This window comes from Kribbella aluminosa, assembly GCF_017876295.1.
In the GTDB taxonomy this organism is placed as follows: Bacteria; Actinomycetota; Actinomycetes; order Propionibacteriales; family Kribbellaceae; genus Kribbella; species Kribbella aluminosa.
Window position 1 is genome coordinate 1,139,928 of sequence record NZ_JAGINT010000002.1, and the last position, 18,990, is coordinate 1,158,917.

Below are 18,990 nucleotides of genomic sequence, written 5' to 3' on the forward strand. Positions count from 1 at the left end.
TCGCCGCGCCGACGATCCGCAGCGTGGTCAGCGGTCGTCGGGGCGGTGGGCCTCGGCGCGGCTTGGTGTAAGCGGGTGGGTGGGCTTGGGGTGGGTGGGGCTAGATGCAGGTGGAGAGGAGGGTGCCGGTGTGGGTTATCAGGAGGTGGGGGCCGGGGGTGGCCTTCAGGTGGGTTTGGGCGGTGGGGACGGGGTGGCGGGTTCCGTCGGGGGAGATGACGAGGGTGTTGGGGGCGTCGAGGGCGATCAGTTCGTCGTTGGCTCGGACGAGGACGGGAGCGTTGTAAGACCAGGAGAGGGCGGTGCGGCCTGCTTGTAGGGCTTCGAGGGTGGCGGTCGGGAGTTCGTCGGGGCCTTCGGCGGAGGCGTCTACGGCGATCCAGGTGGTGGGGGTGCCCGGTGGGGTGAGGGATGTGGGGTTGTGCCAGTCGCTACCGCCGATGGGGGTAGTGGCTTCCAGGCCCCAGGCTTGCCACCAGGCGACGGGGCCGCCCCAGGTGTGGTCGAGCCAGGAGGAGTGCCAGATCTCGGCGAGGGGTGGGTGTTCGGGGAGCGGGTGGCGCCAGGAGCAGTCGCCGCCGAGCGGGTGGTTGATGGAGAGCAGGCCGCCACGGGCGGCGACCTCCGAGACCCAGGTGGCGGCGGGGCGGCGGAAGTCGACGAAGCCGATGTCGCCGAACGCGTTGGCGTGGCCGGTGTCGGTGGTGACTTCCTGGCCGGGGATGAGGCCGATGCCGAATCGGCTGCTCAGGGCGGGGAGTTCGGCGTGGTGGGCGACCGTGTTGTGGTCGGTGACGGCGAGTACGTCGAGACCGGCCGAGACCCCGAGCGCCGCGAGGTTGGCGATCGGGGTGGAGCCGTCGGAGTGCAGCGAATGGGCGTGGAAGTCGCCGGCGATCCACTTCAACCCGGAGGAGGCAGGCAGGGTACGGCGCGGTGGACGCGGCGGTACTGCGACGGCGGCGGACAAGTCGGCATACTCCGTCAGTCCGGGGATCAGGTCGACCCGGCCGGTGACGGCTTCGACGAGGAGTTCGACCCCTTCGACGGGTACTCGGTGGAGGCCGAGGACGACCCACCAGGTACCGGGTTCGAGGTCGCCGGGGAGGTAGCCGGGGGTGGCGGCATCCGGGGTGATCGCGAACGTCCGGCGCGCGCCGCCGGACCAGCCGCGCCAGCCGGCGGCGCCCTCACAGCCGATGTCGATGACGGCGCCGTCGACCGGCGGGACGGTGAGTGTGACGAGCAGGCCGGGGCAGCCCGGCGGGATGTCGACGGGCAACGAGTGCCAGACGGATTCGGCGCGGTCGTCGAGGGTCCAGCGCCGGCGGTACGACGTGACTGCCATCAGCTAGGTTCTCCAGGCGTACGGGGTCAGGCGACGGGGGCTGGCTGGCGGGTCAGGAGTTCGCCGGTTTCGCGGTCGTACAGGAGGACTCGCGAGACGGGGGCCGTGAGGGTTACGGCAGTACCCGCGGCGGGCTCGTCCTCTTCGGGGACCGTGACGCCGACGAGCGTGCCATCGCAGTCGACCGTGACCAACGACTGGGTGCCGAGGTTCTCGGCCACCAAGACCGTGCCCCGGAGTGCGGGGCCGCTGACGTCGTTGGTGGTGAGGGTCAGGTACTCCGGCCGGATGCCGACCGTCACCTCGACGTCCGCCACCGCCACAAAGGTTGTCGCGGGCAACGAGCCCCCCGCGACCGACACCACCACATCACCCTGGTCGACCGGTTCGGTGATCCTGCCGGGGATGAGGTTCATCGGCGTGGAGCCGATGAAGTTCGCCACGAAGGTGTTCGCCGGGCGGGCGAAGACCTCGCGGGGCGAGCCGAGCTGGCGGAGCTTGCCCGACTCCATCACCGCGATGCGGTCGGCGAGTGCGAGCGCCTCGGCCTGGTCGTGCGTGACGAAGACAGTGGTGATGCCCAGGTCACGCTGCAGCTTCTTCAGGAACGTACGCGCCTCCAGTCGCAGCCGTGCGTCGAGATTCGACAGCGGCTCGTCGAGGAGCAGGACCTTGCCTTCGGACGCGATCGCGCGAGCCAGCGCGACCCGCTGCTGCTGGCCGCCGGACAGCTGGCCGGGCTTGCGTTCCAGCAGCCCGTCCAACGAGAGCTCCCCCGCGGTACGAGAAGCGACGGAGGCGCGGGTGGCCGCGGCAACTCGCCGTACCTTCAACGGGTAGGTGATGTTCTCGGAGACGCTCATGTGCGGGAAGAGCGCGTAGTCCTGGAAGACCATCGCGACCCCCCGCTTGCCGGGGTCCGTCCGCGTCACGTCGGCCGCGTCGATGCGGACCGTTCCCTCGGTCGCGGTCTCCAGGCCGGCGATCGTCCGGAGCAGGGTCGTCTTGCCGCACCCGGACGGACCGAGCAGGGCGAAGAACTCGCCGTCGGCAACCTGCAGGTCCAGCCCGTCGACGGCGCGGACGCCGTTCGGGTAGACGGTTGCGAGGCCTTCGATGTCGATGCCCGCCATCAGCTCTTGATCCCTCCATGACTCAACTTTTGATTCCTCCGTGAAAGCGGAACCCGTAACGCGAGTTCACCAGCAGGTACAGCACGACGACCGGGATCGAGAACAGCAGCGAGAACACCGGCAGCACCTGCAGGTTCACGCTGCCGCCTTCGTCGGTGAGGGTCTGCATCAGCACCGCACCGGGCTGCTTGTCGATCGACCGGATGAGCAGGAAGGGCACCAGGAAGTTGCCCCAGGAGTTGACGAACGCCCAGACCATGATGGTGGCCAGCCCGGGTCGCGCGACCGGGAGTACGACGTCGCGCAGGATCTGCAGCGTCGACGCGCCGAACACCCGCGCCGACTCCTCGTAGGACTTCGGGACCGCGTCGACGAAGTCCTTCAGGATGAAGATCGCCGCCGGCAACAGCCCGCCGGTCATCACCAGCGCGACGCCGAACCGGGAGTCGATCAGCCCGAGCTGGAACATCATCACGAAGATCGGCACCATCGCCGCCGTACCGGTGACCACCGACGACAGCAGCAGCAACCCGTACAGCAACGCGTCCCGCCCGGGGATCCGCACCCGGGACAGCGCGTACGACGCCAACGCGGCGAACGCCGTCACGGCCACCGCGGTCGTGACACAGATCAGCAAGGAGTTGACCATCGAGTGCATCGCGTACGGGTGCGCGAGGGTCTTCCGGAAGTTCTCCAGCGTCCAGTCCGGCCAGTGCACCCCGAGGCCCGGTGACGCGTCGAACGGCGCCGACGCGATCCACAGCATCGGTACGGCGAAGAACAGCGTGATCGCGCAGATCAAGACGTAGAAGCCGATCCGGCGCAGCACAAAGGACGTCATGAGCGCCTCCGCAACAGCCGCAGATAGACCAGTGAGACCAGCAGGTTCGCGATCAGCAGCAGGAACGAGATCGCCGACGAGTACCCGAGCTCACCGCCCTGCAGCGCCACGTTGTAGATGTAGACCGGCACTGTCTCGGACTCGTGGTTCGGCCCGCCCTTGGTGAGCAGGAACGGTGAGAAGTCGTTCGCCGTCCACAGCGAGATCAGCAGCGTGTTCGTCAGGACGTGGCCGCGGATGTGCGGGAACACCACGTCCCGCAGCGTCTGCCAGCCCGATGCGCCGACCATCCGTGCCGACTCGAGCTGCGACGGCGGGACCGCCTGCAGCGCGGACGAGTAGAGCATCATCGAGAACGCCGTACCGCGCCACGTGTTGAACACCACGAGACAGGCCATCGGGTAGTCGATCAGCCACGCGGTCCCCGGCGTACCCAGCAAGCTGTTCAACGTACCGCCGTCACGGTCGTAGAACGCGACCCACAGGTACGCGACCACCGTCGACGGCAGGATCCAGGCCAGCAGCGTCAGGGCCTCGACGGTACGCCGGACCGCCGGGCGGGCGCGCCGCAGCACCCAGGCGAGTGTGAAGCCGAGGACGTTCTGCCCGATGATCGCGGAGCCGAGGACGAACAGCATCGTCAGCCACAACGCGTTGTGGAACAGCGCGTCGTCCAGAGCCCGGGTGTAGTTCGACAGCCCGACCATCGACGGTGACACGGCCTCGACGCCGGTCAGCCGGTAGTTCGTGACGCCGATGTAGATCGTCCAGAGCGCGGGGAAGATCAGGAACGCGCCGATCAGCAGCAGTGCGGGCGCGACGAAGCCCAGCGCGCGGCCGACCCCGAGCCCCGCGACGTCCCGCGCGGGAGCCCGGCCCCGCGCGGGCGCGGCGGTCCGCACGGGGGTAGAGGGAGAAGCCATCAGTTGGAGGTGACCTTGTCCTTGCCGCCGGCCGCGGTCTCGACGGCCTTCTGGTACGCCGCGGCCGCGGCGGCGGTGCTCTTCCCGCTGATCACGTCGGCGGTCGCCTGCTGCAGCGCGGCCGAGACCTTCGGGTACTCCGCGCGGCCCGGACGGTACTGCGTGATCGGCAGCACCTTCTCGGCCATGAAGCTCAGCATCGGGTCGCTCTTCAGTACTTCGCTGTTCACGTCGGACCGCTGCGTGATCTTGGCGGCGCCGTCCAGCGAGGCCTTGACCATGTCCGCGGAGTTCATGAACTGCAGGAACTCCCAGGCCTGCTGCGGGTACTTCGTGTTCGGGTTGATCACGGTCGCGCCGCCACCGGACATCGAGACGAAGTCCTGGCCCTTCACGCCGGCGCCCGGCTTCATCGCCGGGATCATCGCCCAGCCGACCGCGGAGTCCCGGTCGGCCATCTTGGCGACGCCCTCCTTGGGCTCGACCACGCTGCGCCAGAAGTAGTCGCTCTCCAGCAGGATGCCGATCTTGTTCGCGGCGAACTCGGCGAACGACTTGTCCCGGCCCTTGGCCTCCTTCTGCAGCACCGGGTCGCCGAGACCCGTCGAGTAGACCTGGTGGTAGAAGTCGAGCACCTGCCGCAGTTGCGCGGTGTTGCCGAGCCACTTGCCGTCGGAGTTCACTTCTGAGCCGGTGCCGACCAGCAGCGGCAGCACGCCCTGCATGGTGGTCGCCTCGCCCATCGCGGTGCCGGCGTTGATCTGGATCGGGGTGACGCCGGAGATCTTCTTCAGCGCCTGACCCGCGGAGATGATGTCGTCCCAGGACTTCGGCTGCCAGTCGGCGGGCAGTCCGGCCTGCTGGAACAGCTTCTTGTTGAAGTACAGGACGCGGCCGTCGGTGCCACCGGGGACGCCGTACCGCTTGCCGTTGTAGCTGCCGAGCGCCTGGACCGCCTCCGGGATCTGCTGCCAGCCGTCCCAGTTGTCCACCTTGGCGGCGTCGCCGACGGTGTCGGTGAGCGGCTTGATGTAGTCGGCCTGGGCGAACTCGCCGACCCAGATGCCGTCGATCTGGAACAGGTCCGGGCCGGACTTGTTCGACAGGTCGAGGGACAGCTTCTGCTTGTAGACCTCGTCGTCGGAGCCGTCACCCTGGAACTTGACCGTGACGTCGACGCCCTTGCCCTTCTGCTCGGCGACGAACTTCGGGATCAGGACGTCGGAGATGAAGGTCGCGCCGGCGCTGCTCTTGCCGCCCTTGACCGAGTTCGAGCCGAAGGTCAGCTCGACCTTCTTGGCGTCGGCGTTCCGGTTCGCGTCCTGGCCGCCGCTGCTACTGCCGGAGCCGGAGGATCCGAGGCATCCGGTGAGCAGGGCGAGGGCCGCGGCGCCGAGGACGCCGGCGGTCGTCAACCGCGAGAGTGGTCGCATCAGGGCTCCTTGCAAAAGTGGTCCAGCGAGCGTGCCGGTCAAACATTGGCATTGTCCGGCGACTATGTGAAGACTTTTTCCCAACCCTGGGACGAACGTTTGCCAGGTGCTTGTGGCAACCAATCGCGAACTGTCAAGCCGGGATCCCACGGGACGGATTGCGAAAGAGTTAAAGGTCGCTCAAGGTTCTGTGGCAACAGGTAGTTGACTAGATACACAGGGTGAGCGGTCGAGCTACATTCTTGCCGTTCGCTTCAGTGGATCGGAGGTGAAAAGACGTGAGACTTCTCCACGGAGTTGCTTGCCTGGTCGACGAGCTGCTGGGTTGCTGGTGCTGGTGGTGACGGCCAGGGCGGTGACCACGCCGGGCTCCCGCTGACGCGCAAGCAGCGGGCAATCCGGTACTCATCCCCGAGCACTGCCCCCGACAGAGGAGAAGAAGAAACGGCCGGCCCCGACGATGTCGGGGCCGGCCGTCCTCTCGTTGGCTCGGGGGCCTGTCGGCTCAGCTCTGGGCCAGCTGCATCATCTGCTTCGGCAGCGTGGTCATCTGGGCCGGGATCGGTACCTGTGGCCGGACCAGCGACAACAGGCTGGCAGCTGCGCCTGCGATCGGCAGCGGCAGTGCCAGGCCCAGCGACGCGAGCAATGCGTTCACCAGGGCCAGTACGGCGCCCAGGATGTCCAGGCTCGGGACCGGGAGTCCGGCCCAGGCCTCGATCGGAGTACTGGCGACACCCATGCTGCCGGTCGGTTGTGCCTGCTTGGCCTTCCCCTTGCCAAGCAGCGACGTCAGGGCGAGGCCGCTGGCGGCGTTCACGAACGTGCCGGAGCTCTCGTCATAGTTCCACTTCTGCCCGTCGCCGTTACGGCAGGGCAGAACCAGTAGTGGCGCTGCGGCCGGCACCTTCGCGAGGTCCGCTCCGCTGTCCAGGCAGGCGCCGGTCTGAGCAAGGGCGCCACCGACGCTCTTGCTCATCGCGACCTGCAGCTGGCCGGACTCGGTGTAGATCCACTCCTGGGTCTTGCCCTCCTTGCCTGGGGCACACGCCATCATGACCGCCATCGGGACCTTGCCGGCCGCGACGAACGTCAGGCAGTAGCGGGTGTCGGACCGGGTGGCGATCTGTTGGGCCACGCCCACCGTGACGCCCGGAGTCTTCGAACCGCTGGGTGCCGGGTTCGCGGCCTGGGCCGGTATGGCGGTGGCGATTGCGACGCTGACCGCGAGCACCACCACTCCGGTGCGGCTGAACAGCTTTCGGATGATCAAGACAACCTCCAGAGGTCGTGCTATCTCCCGGCGTCAGGTCGTCGGGACCCCGTGGCGCGAGCCGGTATGCCGGCAGTGACTCAGCGCGACGTTGACGCCACAACAAGTAATGCACAGGACCGGCCGTGGAGGTTATGCCGATTTCCGGAAACTTGATGCCAATGGCAACTAACTGCCAAGGCAAAGTAGTTGCACAAGGCATCGGAATCGATTCGCCGGATCGCCGAGCGATCATCGAGAGCAGGCTGAGATGCTACAGCAATACAAGCGCTTTCCGGTTACTTTTCATGCCGTCGGCAACAATCAGGATCCGTGCGGCTGGTGGTCCTCGGCGGGCCGCTCCTCGAGCGCCGGCTGCTCCTCGGACGCGGCGTCGTCGCGCTCCGTGGGCAGCTCCGGGGCGTCATCACCGTGGGTGACCTTCGCCCGCAGTTCGCGCATCTCCTTGCGGCGCCGCAGGTCGCGGCCGAGACCCTTCTTCAGCAGCCAGAGGCCGACCACCAGCGCCGCGCCGGTGACTGCGCCGAGGAAGTACACGGTCGTCACCGAGACGCCGAAGTGGACGCCGAACACCTCGAGCTTCGTGGCGGCACCCGACGACACCGAGACGCCGAGCCCGAACAGCACCGCGAGGGCGATCAGGACGATTCCGAGAATGGCCATGGTGACCTGCCTCTCCGCCGGCCCCGCGCCGGCCCTTCAGGCCTCACTACTGAGTAATGCGGTGAGCAGTGCCACGGCACCGCGTTTGTCGAGTGGGTTGTTCTGGTTCCCACACTTGGGCGACTGTACGCACGACGGGCATCCGTCCGTGCATTCACAGTGTGCAATCGCCTCGCGTGTCGCGGTCAACCACTCGCGCGCCGCGGCGTACCCGTGTTCGGCGAAGCCGGCTCCGCCCGGGTGGCCGTCGTACACGAAGACCGTCAGCCGGCCGGTGTCGGCGTGCCGGGCGGTGGAGACTCCGCCGATGTCCCAGCGGTCGCAGGTCGCGAACAGCGGGAGCAGTCCGATCGAGGCGTGCTCGGCCGCGTGCGCCGCTCCCGGTACGTCGGCCAGCCCGAGCGACTCGACGACGCTGTCGGGCATGGTCCACCAGACCGCCTTGGTCCGCAGCGTCCGCTCCGGCAGGTCCAGCGGCTGTTCGTCGAGTACGTCGCCGGTCGCGATCAGCTTGCGCTGGTACGAGATCACCTGGCTGGTCACCTGGACCCAGCCGCGGGACAACTCCGCCGTACCCCAGGTGCACGTCTCCTCGGTGGCGAGGACGCCGATCTCGGTCACGTCGCGGGCGAACGTCGTGTAGTCCGGCGACGCCTGCTCGACGACCGCGGCGTGCCCTTCCAGGTCCAGCGAGCGCACCAGGTACGACTCGCCGGCATGCACGTAGACGGCGCCTTCGTGGACCGAGGAGTGCGCCGAGCCGCCGTCGACGGTACCGAGCAGCCGGCCGGTCCGGTCCTCGACGATCTGCACGGTCTTCCCGCCGGCCGACCGGATGTCGATCGCGTCGACGGCCCGCTCCCGCCGCGTCCAGAACCACCCGTGCGGCCGCTCGCGCAGCACGCCCTGCCGGACCAGTTGGGCGATGACGGACTCCGTCGTACTGCCGAACACCTCGTAGTCGTCGGTCGTCAGCGGGATCTCCTGCGCCGCCGCGCACAGCTGCGGGCCGAGGACGTACGGGTTCTCCGGGTTGAACACCGTCGCTTCGACAGGACGGCCGAAGATCGCGGCCGGGTGCCGCACGAGGTACGTGTCCAGCGGATCGTCACGAGCGATCAGCAACGCCACTGCCTCTCCGCCGGCCCGCCCCGCGCGTCCGGCCTGCTGCCAGAGCGAGGCGCGCGTACCAGGCCAGCCGGAGAGAAGTACTGCGTCCAGCCCGGCAATGTCGATGCCCAGCTCAAGAGCGTTCGTGGCGGCGACACCCGTGAGCTCTCCGCTCTGCAGCATCCCCTCGAGCCGCCGGCGTTCCTCCGGCAGGTAGCCGGCCCGGTACGCCGACACCTGATCGGTGAGCGCCGGGTCGACCTCTGCCAGGTTCTCCCGCGCTGTCAGGGCAACCGCCTCGGCCCCGCGCCGCGAGCGGACGAAGGCGACAGTGCGGACACCTGTGACGACCAGGTCGGTCAGCAGGTCCGCCACCTCGGCTGTTGCGGACCGGCGTACCGGGGCGCCGTTCTCACCGTGTAGAGAGGTCAGGGGCGGCTCCCACAGGCCAAAGGCGACCCCACCGCGGGGAGAGCCGTCTGTGAGGACCTCCTCCATCGGCAGCCCGGTCAGACGTTCACCTGACAGCGCGGGCTCGGCCACGGTCGCCGACGCGCAGACAAAGATCGGGTGTGCGCCGTACAGCGCACAGACCCGCCGCAGTCGCCGCAGTACGCCGGCCACGTGCGCGCCGAACACTCCGCGGTAGTGGTGGCACTCGTCGACCACGACGTACTGCAGACAGCCCAGGAACCGTGCCCAGCGTTGGTGGTTCGGCAGGACGGACCGGTGCAGCATGTCCGGATTGCTGAGTACATACGTGGCGTGGTCGCGCGCCCAGTCCCGCTCGGTCCGCTCGGAGTCGCCGTCCAGCGTTGCGGCCCGCAACCCGGGCACGGTGTACGACGAGACCGCGCGGAGCTGGTCGTGCGCCAGCGCCTTCGTCGGCGACAGGTAGAGCACCGAGGCCGTACGGCGATGTGGTGAGGCGGCCTGCGCGATGCTCAAGGTGGCAAAGGCCGGCAGCAGGTACCCGAGCGACTTGCCCGAAGCCGTCCCGGTCGCCACCACGACATGCTTCCCGGCGTACGCCGCTTCGGCCGTCGCGACCTGGTGGGTCCACGGGGCCGTGATGCCTGCGTCGCGCAGTTGGTCGAGAACCTCAGGTGGAACCCAGCGCGGCCAGTCGCAGGTCTGCCCGAGCCGGGGCGGGACAGACTCGACGTGGGTCAACCGGTCGTCGCGCCCGGCGGCCAGGCGTTTCAGAACAGCCGCCGCCTCACCACCTGCACGCATACGCGCACCATAGTCGTCGTCACGGACAGACGGGGCGCTGAGAGCATGCTGAGAGTGCACGTTCCGATGCACGCGGCTTTTTCCGGAGGGGAATCGACTTCCCCCGGCCGAGATGAAAGAGTTTTCGGCAACGGGTCTTACTCACGGTCCGTACATGGTTGAATGCAGCAGTTCACGGGATCGGAGGCCGAAGTGGATCTGTCGCTGACCGCGCGCGCCGAGGGCGGGCGGACCGTCATCGAGGTCGCGGGGGAGATCGACGTCTACACCGCACCGAAGCTCCGCGAGAAGATCGCCGCGCTTGTCGACGAAGGGGCCTACGACCTGGTCCTTGACCTGGAACGCGTGGAGTTCCTGGACTCCACGGGACTCGGTGTCCTCGTCGGCGGGCTGAAAAGGGTGCGCACCCACGACGGATCCCTGTCCCTGGTCTGCACCCAGGAACGGCTGCTGAAGATCTTCCGGATCACCGGCCTGACCAAGGTCTTCGACATCCACCCGGACGTAGCGTCCGCGATCTGACCAGGCGAAAACGTAACTCCGGTAATACGGTGGGTGACCGGTCCGCCCGGGTTCCGGCACGGGTCTTGCTGTTTCGCCTCGGTATGGCGTAGACCACCCTGTCGTCAGGTCTGGTCGGGAACCCGTTAGAGTAACCCACCGCGCCAGTCCCCTGGCGCTGTGTCGTATTTTCCCAACCCTTCGGTTGCGGCAGACGGGGGCCGTCACGCCCGGATGGGTTGCCTACAAGGAGGACGGATGTCCGCGCTGCTTGCTGCACAAGCGGTGGATCTTTCGTCGAGCAACACCACACTGGTGATCGTCGTCGGAGTGATCGCGATCCTCGCGGTCGCCATTGCGATGGTCTTCCGGGGCCAGGTGCTTGCCGCGAACGATGGCACCGAGAACATGAAGACGATCGCCGCCGCGGTCCAGGAAGGCGCAGCCGCCTACCTGAACCGGCAGTTCCGGACGCTGTCGATCTTCGCCGTGGTCGCGTTTCTGTTGCTGTTCCTGCTGCCGGCGCACACCGACGGCGGCAACCAGACCACGCTGAAGATCTTCCGATCGGTCTTCTTCCTCGTCGGTGCGGGTTTTTCCGCCCTGATCGGCTACCTGGGCATGTGGCTCGCGACGCGGGCCAACGTCCGGGTCGCCGCGGCCGCCCGGGACGAGGGGCGGGAGCCGGCCATGCGGGTCGCGTTCCGGACCGGTGGCACCGTGGGTATGGCGACCGTGGGCTTCGGCCTGTTCGGCGCCGCGCTCGTCGTACTGATCTTCAAGGGTGACGCCCCGACGGTGCTCGAGGGCTTCGGCTTCGGTGCCGCGATGCTCGCGATGTTCATGCGGGTCGGCGGCGGTATCTTCACCAAGGCCGCCGACGTCGGCGCCGACCTGGTCGGCAAGGTCGAGCAGAACATCCCCGAGGACGACCCGCGGAACGCCGCGACGATCGCCGACAACGTCGGTGACAACGTCGGCGACTGCGCCGGGATGGCGGCCGACCTGTTCGAGTCGTACGCCGTGATGCTGGTTGCCTCGCTGATCCTGGGCAAGGCCGCGTTCGGCGAGCAGGGCCTGATCTTCCCACTGATCGTGCCGGCCATCGGCGCGATCACCGCGGTCGTCGGGGTCTTCCTGACCCGCCCGCGGACCGGCGAGAACGGGCTGCGCACGATCAACCGCGCGTTCTACATCTCCGCGGTCATCTCCGCCGTGCTGTGTGCGGTGGCGGCGTTCGTCTACCTGCCGAGCAGCTTCAAGGAGCTGACCGGCGCGGCCGGTACGGCGGTCGCGGGCAACAGCGGTGACCCGCGGCTGATCGCCACCGTCTCGGTGATCATCGGCATCGTGCTGGCGGCCATCATCCTGGCCCTGACCGGCTACTTCACCGGCACCGAGGACAAGCCGGTCAAGGACGTCGGCAAGACCTCGCTGACCGGTGCCGCGACCGTGATCCTGTCCGGTATCTCGGTCGGCTTCGAGTCCGCCGTCTACACCGCCGTGGTGATCGCGGCGGCCGTGTACGGCGCCTTCCTGGTCGGCGGCTCCGGCATCGTCGCACTGTTCGCGATCGCGCTCGCCGGTTGCGGCCTGCTGACCACCGTCGGCGTGATCGTCGCGATGGACACCTTCGGCCCGGTCTCCGACAACGCGCAGGGCATCGCCGAGATGTCCGGCGACGTGGACGGCGAGGCGGCCCAGATCCTCACCGAGCTGGACGCCGTCGGCAACACCACCAAGGCGATCACCAAGGGCATCGCGATCGCGACCGCCGTACTGGCCGCGACCGCGCTGTTCGGCTCGTACACGGATGCGATCCGGACCTCACTGGCCGACAACTACGCCAAGTTCGAGGCCGACGCGCTGGTGTTCAACCCGGGCACCCTGGTCGGCATCATCCTCGGTGCCGCGGTCGTGTTCATGTTCTCCGGTCTGGCCATCAACGCGGTCGGCCGCGCCGCCGGTGCGGTGGTCTACGAGGTCCGTCGCCAGTTCCGCGACATCCCCGGGATCATGGAGGGCACCGGCAAGCCGGAGTACGGCAAGGTCGTCGACATCTGCACCCGCGACTCGCTGCGGGAGCTGGCCACGCCGGGTCTGCTCGCGCTCACCGCGCCGATCGCCGTCGGCTTCGGCCTCGGCGCCCCGGCGCTGGCCGGCTACCTGGCCGGTGCGATCGGTTCCGGCACGCTGATGGCGGTCTTCCTGGCCAACTCCGGTGGTGCCTGGGACAACGCCAAGAAGCTGGTCGAGGACGGCAACCACGGTGGCAAGGGTTCGCCCGCGCACGAGGCGACGATCATCGGTGACACCGTCGGTGACCCGTTCAAGGACACCGCCGGCCCTGCCATCAACCCGCTGATCAAGGTGATGAACCTGGTCTCGGTGCTGATCGCCCCGGCGATCGTCGGGATGTCGAAGATCGGCGACAACCCGAACACGGTGCTGCGGGTGATCATCGCGGTCGTCGCGGTGGTCATCCTGGCCGCGGCGGTGTACGTCTCCAAGCGCCGCGAGTCGGTCATCTCCGACACGCCGGCGGAGGCGAAGGCAGCCGCCTGACGTAGGCAACTCCACGAAACGGCCCGCCGGGAAACACCGGCGGGCCGTTGCGTATCTCTGGACCGGGAACGCCCGCCCCGATTACTGTCGTCGTACGACGGATTGCGGGAGGTAGGGGTGCGACGACTGCCGGCCGTGCTGCTTCTCGTACTAGTCGGGCTGTTGGTGATGACGCAGCCGGCGAACGCCGCGACGACGCAGCCGGATCCGACGTACCTGAATGCCGCGCACCAGCTCAACCTGACCATCGTCGAGGCCGCGCACGCGGCGACCACGGCCGCGAAGACCGCCTGCGTACGACGGGCCGGTGCGCAGCTGGAGAGCGATCACCGCAAGCTCGCGGCGCAGGAGCTCGACGTCGCCACCCGGCTCGGCATCGTGCTGCTGACGGTGCCGTCGCTGGCCCAGCGCCAGCAGCTCGACGCGCTCGCCGCGAAGGCCGGGAAACCGGGGTACGACGCCGCGTGGCTGGCGTTGCAGCGGCAGCAGCACCAGAAGTACCTGACGCTCGTCGAGGGCGATCTGCCGAAGAACGCGTCACCGGCCGTGGAGTCCGTGGCCAATGCCGCCAAGCCCGTCATCCAGATGGACCAGCGGTTGGTGGCCGGCCCTTGCAAGTCGGGCTCCGGGACCCCTGTCGTGGCCACAGGAAGCGGTGGACAGCAGGCGGACGCGCTGCTGGCGCGGTCGCGGGTGGCGTTGATCCTGCTCGGTCTCGGCGCGATCCTGCTGCTGGTCGGCAAGTCGATTTCGGTTCGCCGGCGGCTGCTCGGTATCGCGGCCCTCGGGGCCGGGTTGGTGATGATGTTCGGCGGTCAGCCCGGTAACGCCGGGAAGGTCCCGGACGCGAGCGCGTCGATGTCCGACCGGGAGGCCGCCGTACCTCCGGTCAAGCTCAAGCTGCCCGGATACCTGGAAGCGACGGTTCGACCGGTCGCGACCGGTGGGGACGGTCAGCTCCAGGTGCCGAAGACGGCGGACGTCGGCTGGTGGGCCGCGGGTGCGGGGCCCGGTGCGGCCGGCGGCACGGTGCTGCTCGCGGGCCATGTGGACACGACGCAGGGGCTCGGAGTGTTCGCTCCGTTGTCCGGCGTACCGGTCGGCGCCAAGGTCGCGGTGACGGCCGGGGACGGCGGCGTGCACTGGTACCGGATCGTCGCGCGTCGGACGTACAAGCAGGACGCCTTGCCGTCCGACCTGTTCCGCGGCGCCGTCAAGCCGCGGCTGGCGCTGGTGACCTGCACGGGCCCGTACGACCACAAGGCGCAGCGCTACAGCGACAACCTGGTGCTGTACGGCGTACCGATGGACTGAAGTACGCCCTGTTGTCGACTTTCGGCTGATGTGCTCACTCCCGGGATGGGGGATCGTCGGGGTCCTGGTCAGGGTTTCAACCGATGGCAGCCGCCGTCGCGCGGACGGCAGAATCAACCCAGGGGTGGACACACCGGATCCGCCCGGGGTCCGATGCCTGGCACCGTGTGGACCTCGATACTGATGTCATCACGACAAGACCCGACCGCCCGGGAACGGTTCTCACGCCACCGAACGAGGAGTACGGCGATGATCGAGGCACAAGGCCTCACCAAGCGATACGGCGAGACAGTTGCCGTTGACAACCTGTCTTTCGAGATCAAACCCGGTAAGGTGACCGGCTTCCTCGGTCCGAACGGTGCCGGCAAGTCCACCACCATGCGGATGATCCTCGGACTCGACACCCCGACGTCCGGCGTGGTCACGATCGCCGGGCAGCGCTACCGCGACCTGAAGCGGCCACTGACCAAGGTCGGCGCGCTGCTGGACGCGAAATGGGTGCACCCGAACCGCTCTGCCCGCGCGCACCTGGCCTGGATGGCGGCCTCGAACAAGCTGCCGAAGTCGTCGGTCGACAACGCGCTCGAGATGGTCGGGCTCTCGTCGGTCGCGAACAAGCGGGCCGGTGCCTTCTCGCTGGGTATGTCCCAGCGGCTCGGTATCGCCGGCGCGCTGCTCGGCGACCCCGAGGTGCTGCTCTTCGACGAGCCGGTGAACGGACTCGACCCGGAGGGCATCGTCTGGATCCGGACCTTCATGCACCGGCTGGCCGACGAGGGCCGGACCGTGCTGGTCTCCAGCCACCTGCTGTCCGAGATGTCGCTGACCGCCGAGGAACTGGTCGTCATCGGCCGCGGCAAGCTGATCGCGCAGAGCACCACCCAGGAGTTCGTCGACCGCGCCAGCGGTACGACGGTCAAGGTCCGGACGCCGCAGCTCGACCAGCTGGCCGGCATCCTGAACGAGCAGCAGCTGAAGACCCGGATCGAGGACGTCGAGAACGAGGGCAAGGTGCTGTTCGTCGAGGGCGACCTGAAGACCGACCAGATCGGCGAGACGGCGGCCGTGCACGGCATCGTGCTGCACGAGCTGACGCTGCAGCGCGGTTCGCTGGAGCAGGCCTTCATGCGGATGACCGGCGACTCCGTCGAATACCACGCGTCGGAGGACATCGCCGCTGTCGCGCACCTGGACGCGCCGTCCGCCGCCGAGGTGGCCGCGGGTCCGAAGGAGGACAACTGACATGTCGGTCATCAACGTTGAGCGGATCAAGCTCTTCTCCACCCGCTCGCCGTGGTGGTGCATGGTGGTCGCGGCCGCCCTGAGCCTCGGGCTCGCGGCACTCGCGACCGGCTTCCTCAAGGGTGCCGACGAGCAGCGGGCGACGATCTTCATCACCCAGGGCGGTACGTCGATCAGCCAGATGGTGATGATGGTGATGGCGGCCCTCGCGGTCACCACGGAGTACCGGTTCGGCACCATCCGGACCAGCTTCCAGGCCGTCCCGCAGCGCGCGCAGCTGCTGCTCGGCAAGACCGTCGTGGTCGCCACCCTGGCCGGCATCGTCGGCGAGATCGCGGCCTTCGGCGGCTGGGGGATCGGCAAGCTGCTGGCCAGCGGCGCCGACCTGTCGATCAACACCGGCGCGGAATGGCGGTTGCTGGCCGGGCGGGGGATCGAGTTCTTCCTGTCCGCGGTGATCGCGGTCGCGGTCGCGATCCTGCTCCGGCACACCGCCGGTGCGGTCGCGCTGCTGATCCTGTGGCCGCTGGCGGTCGAGCAGCTGTTCAGCCTGATCCCGAAGGTCGGCAACGACATGACCAAGTGGTCGCCGTTCCAGAACGCCAGCGCGTTCATCGCGCAGGGCAACGACGGCGGCCTGGCCGGCAGCGTCGGCGACGCCAGCAACTACGCGCTGGGGCCGTGGATGTCGCTGCTGTACTTCGCCGGCTGGGCGGTCCTGCTGATGGCGATCGCCCTCTTCACCGCGAGCAAGCGCGACGCGTGACAAGTCCACCCCGGTCGCCGTCTTCGCCACCAGCGAGTGCGTCGTCCAACTAGTCCACCCCGGTCGGAGGTTGAGGGGCCCTGACCGGGGCGCGGGGCCCGGCCGGGCTGAGGGGTCCTGGCCGCGAACGGCCCGTGGTGCATCCGGGAGACCGGATGAACCACGGGCCGTTTCCCTTGAGGTCCCGCGAGTAGGTGGTGCCCCCCGGGACCGAATACGGTGCCGCGCATGACGGATTGGGTGCAGGTGCGGGAGGCCGGGTTCGCCGTACCCGAGGGGGCGGTGCGGGAGCTGGTGGCCGAGCTCGTGGGGATGCTGCGGTCGCCGGATCCCGACGTACGGGATCGGCAGGCGTACTCGACGCTGGCGACCTGGATCGGCCGGGGCGTGCTGTCGGAGCGGGAATTGCGGGAGCTCGGCGACGAGCTGGTGCCGCGGTTCGGGGACCCGGAGATCCAGGCGCGGACGTTCGTACCGCTGATCCTCGACGTGATCGTGTCCACCGGCGTCTTCGAGCCCGGCTGGGTGCCGCCGTTCGAGCGGTGGTACGTCGGGGAGCCGGACCTGCGCGGGTACGACGAGAAGCTCGGCTGGCTGCACGCGGTGGCGCACGGCGCGGACCTGCTCGGGACGCTCGGGCTGCATCCGGCCGTTGAGCCGGTGCAGATGCTCCGGCTCGGGATCGGCCGGCTGCTGACGCCGACGACGTACGTGTTCCGGGACCTGGAGGACGACCGGCTCGGGTACGCGCTTGCCGCGACGCTGACCCGGGCCGACCTGACCGAATCCGACGCGGTCGATTGGCTGGACCCGGCGCTCCGGGTGCTGGCGAACCCGCCGACGGCGGGGTTCGCGCCAGAAGTGCTGAACACCGTCCGGACCTTGCGGGCGCTGTACGTGTTCGCGGACCACGGTTTCCGGATCGGCGCTGCGAAGAAGCTCACACGGATCCCGCAGCGCGAGCAGCTCAAGGACCGGCTCGCGGACGTCTTCCGGGTCGTGACGCCGTACCGGCTCTGACCCGATGGCGTCGGAGGCAACTACCCGGCGGGGTAGGCCACATCCGACTTTCGTCTGCTTTTTCCCTGAATCCTCCCCGAGGCCCGGCATGTCGAGGTCCAGGGCGGCGTACAGGTGGTGTCAGGTGGCAGAGAACCTCGGTCCATGACAAGGTTCTCTGCTGGTACGCCACGGCCCCCTCCCGTGGTGGTGCCAACGCCACTACCGAAGTAGTGCCAACACCATCAGATCTGGTCCCTGACGACGTTAACTTTGACCACAAGAGCCGTTCGGGGGCGCAGTCGAGAGAGGGCGCGTAGAAGTCATGGTTGCGACATACCTGAAGCGTTGGGTCGGCAACCGGATCCTCAACAGGAGCACCCGCAAGGGTGGTCTCGACCTGTCGAAGATGCGGATGTTCCCCAGCTCGGTCTCGATGCCGCTGCGCCGGCAGGGCCTGGACCCGGTGCCCGAGCTGGGCGCCGTCCGGGAGACCGAGCCGGTGCACAAGCTGGCCCATCTGTTCGGGCTGAACATCTGGGTCGTGAGCGGACATGCCGAGGCCAAGTACGTGCTCTCCAACGAGGAGGACTACAGCCACGACATCCGCCCGCTGGTCGGATCCGACCCGAACAAGCCGTCCGAGGGGATCGGCGGCCTCGGGTTCACCGACCCGCCGGACCACACCCGGCTGCGCAAGCTGCTGACGCCCGAGTTCACCAAACGCAAGCTGTCGCGGCTCGAGCCCGCGATCGAGAAGATCGTGAACGACCAGCTGGACCTGATGGACGCGAAGGGGCCGGTCGCGGACATCGTGTCGGACTTCGCGTTCAACGTGCCGTTCCTGCTGATCGCCGACCTGCTCGGGGTCGAGGAGCAGGACCGGGACCGCTTCCGCGCGCTCGGTCCGGCCCGGTTCGACATGTCCGGTGGTGGGATCGGGCTGTTCGGGTCAGCGTCGGAGTCGCGCGAGTTCCTGTTCGAGATCGTCCGCAAGCAGCGGGCGAACCCGGGTGACGGGCTGATCGGGTCGATCATCCGCGACAAGGGCGACGACATCGACGACGTGGAGCTCGGTGGGCTGGCCGACGGGGTGTTCCTCGGCGGGTACGAGACGTCCGCCAGCATGCTCGCGCTCGGCACGCTGGTGCTGCTCCGCGACCCGGAGAACTTCGAGCGGATCCGGAACGAGCCAGGCGCCGTCGACGTGATCGTCGACGAGCTGCTCCGGTACCTGACCGTGGTACAGGTCGCGTTCCCGCGGTTCGCGCGGCACGACCACGAGCTGTTCGGGCAGCCGGTGAAGAAGGGCGACCTGGTCGCCGTGTCGCTGTCCGGCGCGGACCGCGACACGGGCGTCTTCGGGGCGGACGCCGAGGACTTCTACCCCCGTCGTACCGTCTCCTCCGCGCACCTCGCCTTCGGGTACGGCATGCACCGCTGCGTCGGCGCCGAACTGGCCCGGATGGAGCTCCGCGCCGCGTTCACCGCCCTCGCGCACCGCTTCCCGGACCTCGCCCTCGCCGTACCGGAAGACCAACTCCGCTTCCGCGACTTCTCGATCGTGTACGGCGTCGACACACTGCCGGTCCGCCTGCACGCAGCCGGCGCCGAACAAGCCGCCGGCTAGCCGGGTGCCGCAC

15 protein-coding genes are annotated in these 18,990 nt (G+C 68.5%); 7 read left to right on the forward strand and 8 right to left on the reverse strand.

The window, feature by feature from the left end; genetic code table 11:
- Positions 1-100: 100 nt before the first annotated feature.
- From JOF29_RS26890 to sftH, 8 genes are all read right to left on the reverse strand, one after another.
- Complete coding sequence (locus JOF29_RS26890; RefSeq protein ID WP_209697214.1) at positions 101-1,348, reverse strand: CehA/McbA family metallohydrolase; 1,248 nt, start codon at positions 1,346-1,348, stop codon at positions 101-103.
- Between the two features lie 26 nt (positions 1,349-1,374).
- The gene (locus JOF29_RS26895; protein WP_209697215.1) at positions 1,375-2,481 is read right to left on the reverse strand and encodes an ABC transporter ATP-binding protein; all 1,107 of its coding nucleotides are present in this window, start codon (positions 2,479-2,481) and stop codon (positions 1,375-1,377) included.
- A 22-nt stretch (positions 2,482-2,503) separates the two neighbouring features.
- Positions 2,504-3,322, reverse strand: coding sequence for a carbohydrate ABC transporter permease (locus tag JOF29_RS26900; RefSeq protein ID WP_209697216.1), 819 nt, complete (start codon positions 3,320-3,322; stop codon positions 2,504-2,506).
- Complete coding sequence (locus tag JOF29_RS26905; RefSeq protein WP_209697217.1) at positions 3,319-4,245, reverse strand: carbohydrate ABC transporter permease; 927 nt, start codon at positions 4,243-4,245, stop codon at positions 3,319-3,321. Before JOF29_RS26905 ends, JOF29_RS26900 begins: the two co-directional genes overlap by 4 nt.
- Positions 4,245-5,678 carry an extracellular solute-binding protein gene (locus JOF29_RS26910; RefSeq protein WP_209697218.1) on the reverse strand — a complete coding sequence of 478 codons (1,434 nt, stop codon included), beginning with the start codon at positions 5,676-5,678 and terminating at the stop codon, positions 4,245-4,247. The genes JOF29_RS26905 and JOF29_RS26910 overlap by 1 nt, the downstream gene beginning before the upstream one ends.
- Positions 5,679-6,183: 505 nt before the next feature.
- On the reverse strand, positions 6,184-6,951 hold the full coding sequence (locus JOF29_RS26915; RefSeq protein WP_209697219.1) for a ricin-type beta-trefoil lectin domain protein: 768 nt from the start codon (positions 6,949-6,951) through the stop codon (positions 6,184-6,186).
- Positions 6,952-7,254: 303 nt separating this feature from the next.
- On the reverse strand, positions 7,255-7,614 hold the full coding sequence (locus tag JOF29_RS26920; protein WP_209697220.1) for a hypothetical protein: 360 nt from the start codon (positions 7,612-7,614) through the stop codon (positions 7,255-7,257).
- Positions 7,615-7,650: 36 nt separating this feature from the next.
- Positions 7,651-9,960, reverse strand: a complete 2,310-nt coding sequence (gene sftH, locus JOF29_RS26925; RefSeq protein ID WP_209697221.1) for a DEAD/DEAH box helicase — start codon at positions 9,958-9,960, stop codon at positions 7,651-7,653.
- Between the two features lie 162 nt (positions 9,961-10,122).
- On the opposite strand from sftH, the gene JOF29_RS26930 reads away from it, so the two are divergent.
- The 7 genes from JOF29_RS26930 (at position 10,123) to JOF29_RS26960 (ending at position 18,977) form a co-directional block, all read left to right on the forward strand.
- Entirely contained in the window at positions 10,123-10,482 is a 360-nt protein-coding gene (locus JOF29_RS26930; RefSeq protein ID WP_245359492.1) for an STAS domain-containing protein, read from the forward strand.
- A gap of 237 nt (positions 10,483-10,719) precedes the next feature.
- Positions 10,720-13,026: a sodium-translocating pyrophosphatase gene (locus JOF29_RS26935; RefSeq protein ID WP_209697222.1), complete on the forward strand. Its 2,307-nt coding sequence runs from the start codon at positions 10,720-10,722 to the stop codon at positions 13,024-13,026.
- A 117-nt stretch (positions 13,027-13,143) separates the two neighbouring features.
- Positions 13,144-14,340, forward strand: a complete 1,197-nt coding sequence (locus JOF29_RS26940) for a DUF4142 domain-containing protein (RefSeq protein ID WP_209697223.1) — start codon at positions 13,144-13,146, stop codon at positions 14,338-14,340.
- Positions 14,341-14,589: 249 nt separating this feature from the next.
- The gene (locus tag JOF29_RS26945; protein WP_209697224.1) at positions 14,590-15,582 is read left to right on the forward strand and encodes an ABC transporter ATP-binding protein; all 993 of its coding nucleotides are present in this window, start codon (positions 14,590-14,592) and stop codon (positions 15,580-15,582) included.
- A gap of 1 nt (position 15,583) precedes the next feature.
- Positions 15,584-16,348, forward strand: a complete 765-nt coding sequence (locus tag JOF29_RS26950; RefSeq protein WP_209697225.1) for a hypothetical protein — start codon at positions 15,584-15,586, stop codon at positions 16,346-16,348.
- 228 nt (positions 16,349-16,576) lie between these two features.
- A complete protein-coding gene (locus JOF29_RS26955; RefSeq protein ID WP_209697226.1) occupies positions 16,577-17,368 on the forward strand; it encodes a DUF2785 domain-containing protein in 792 nt (263 codons plus the stop codon).
- A 304-nt stretch (positions 17,369-17,672) separates the two neighbouring features.
- Positions 17,673-18,977 (forward strand): cytochrome P450, encoded by a 1,305-nt coding sequence (locus JOF29_RS26960; RefSeq protein WP_209697227.1) that lies wholly within the window; start codon positions 17,673-17,675, stop codon positions 18,975-18,977.
- Positions 18,978-18,990: the final 13 nt, after the last annotated feature.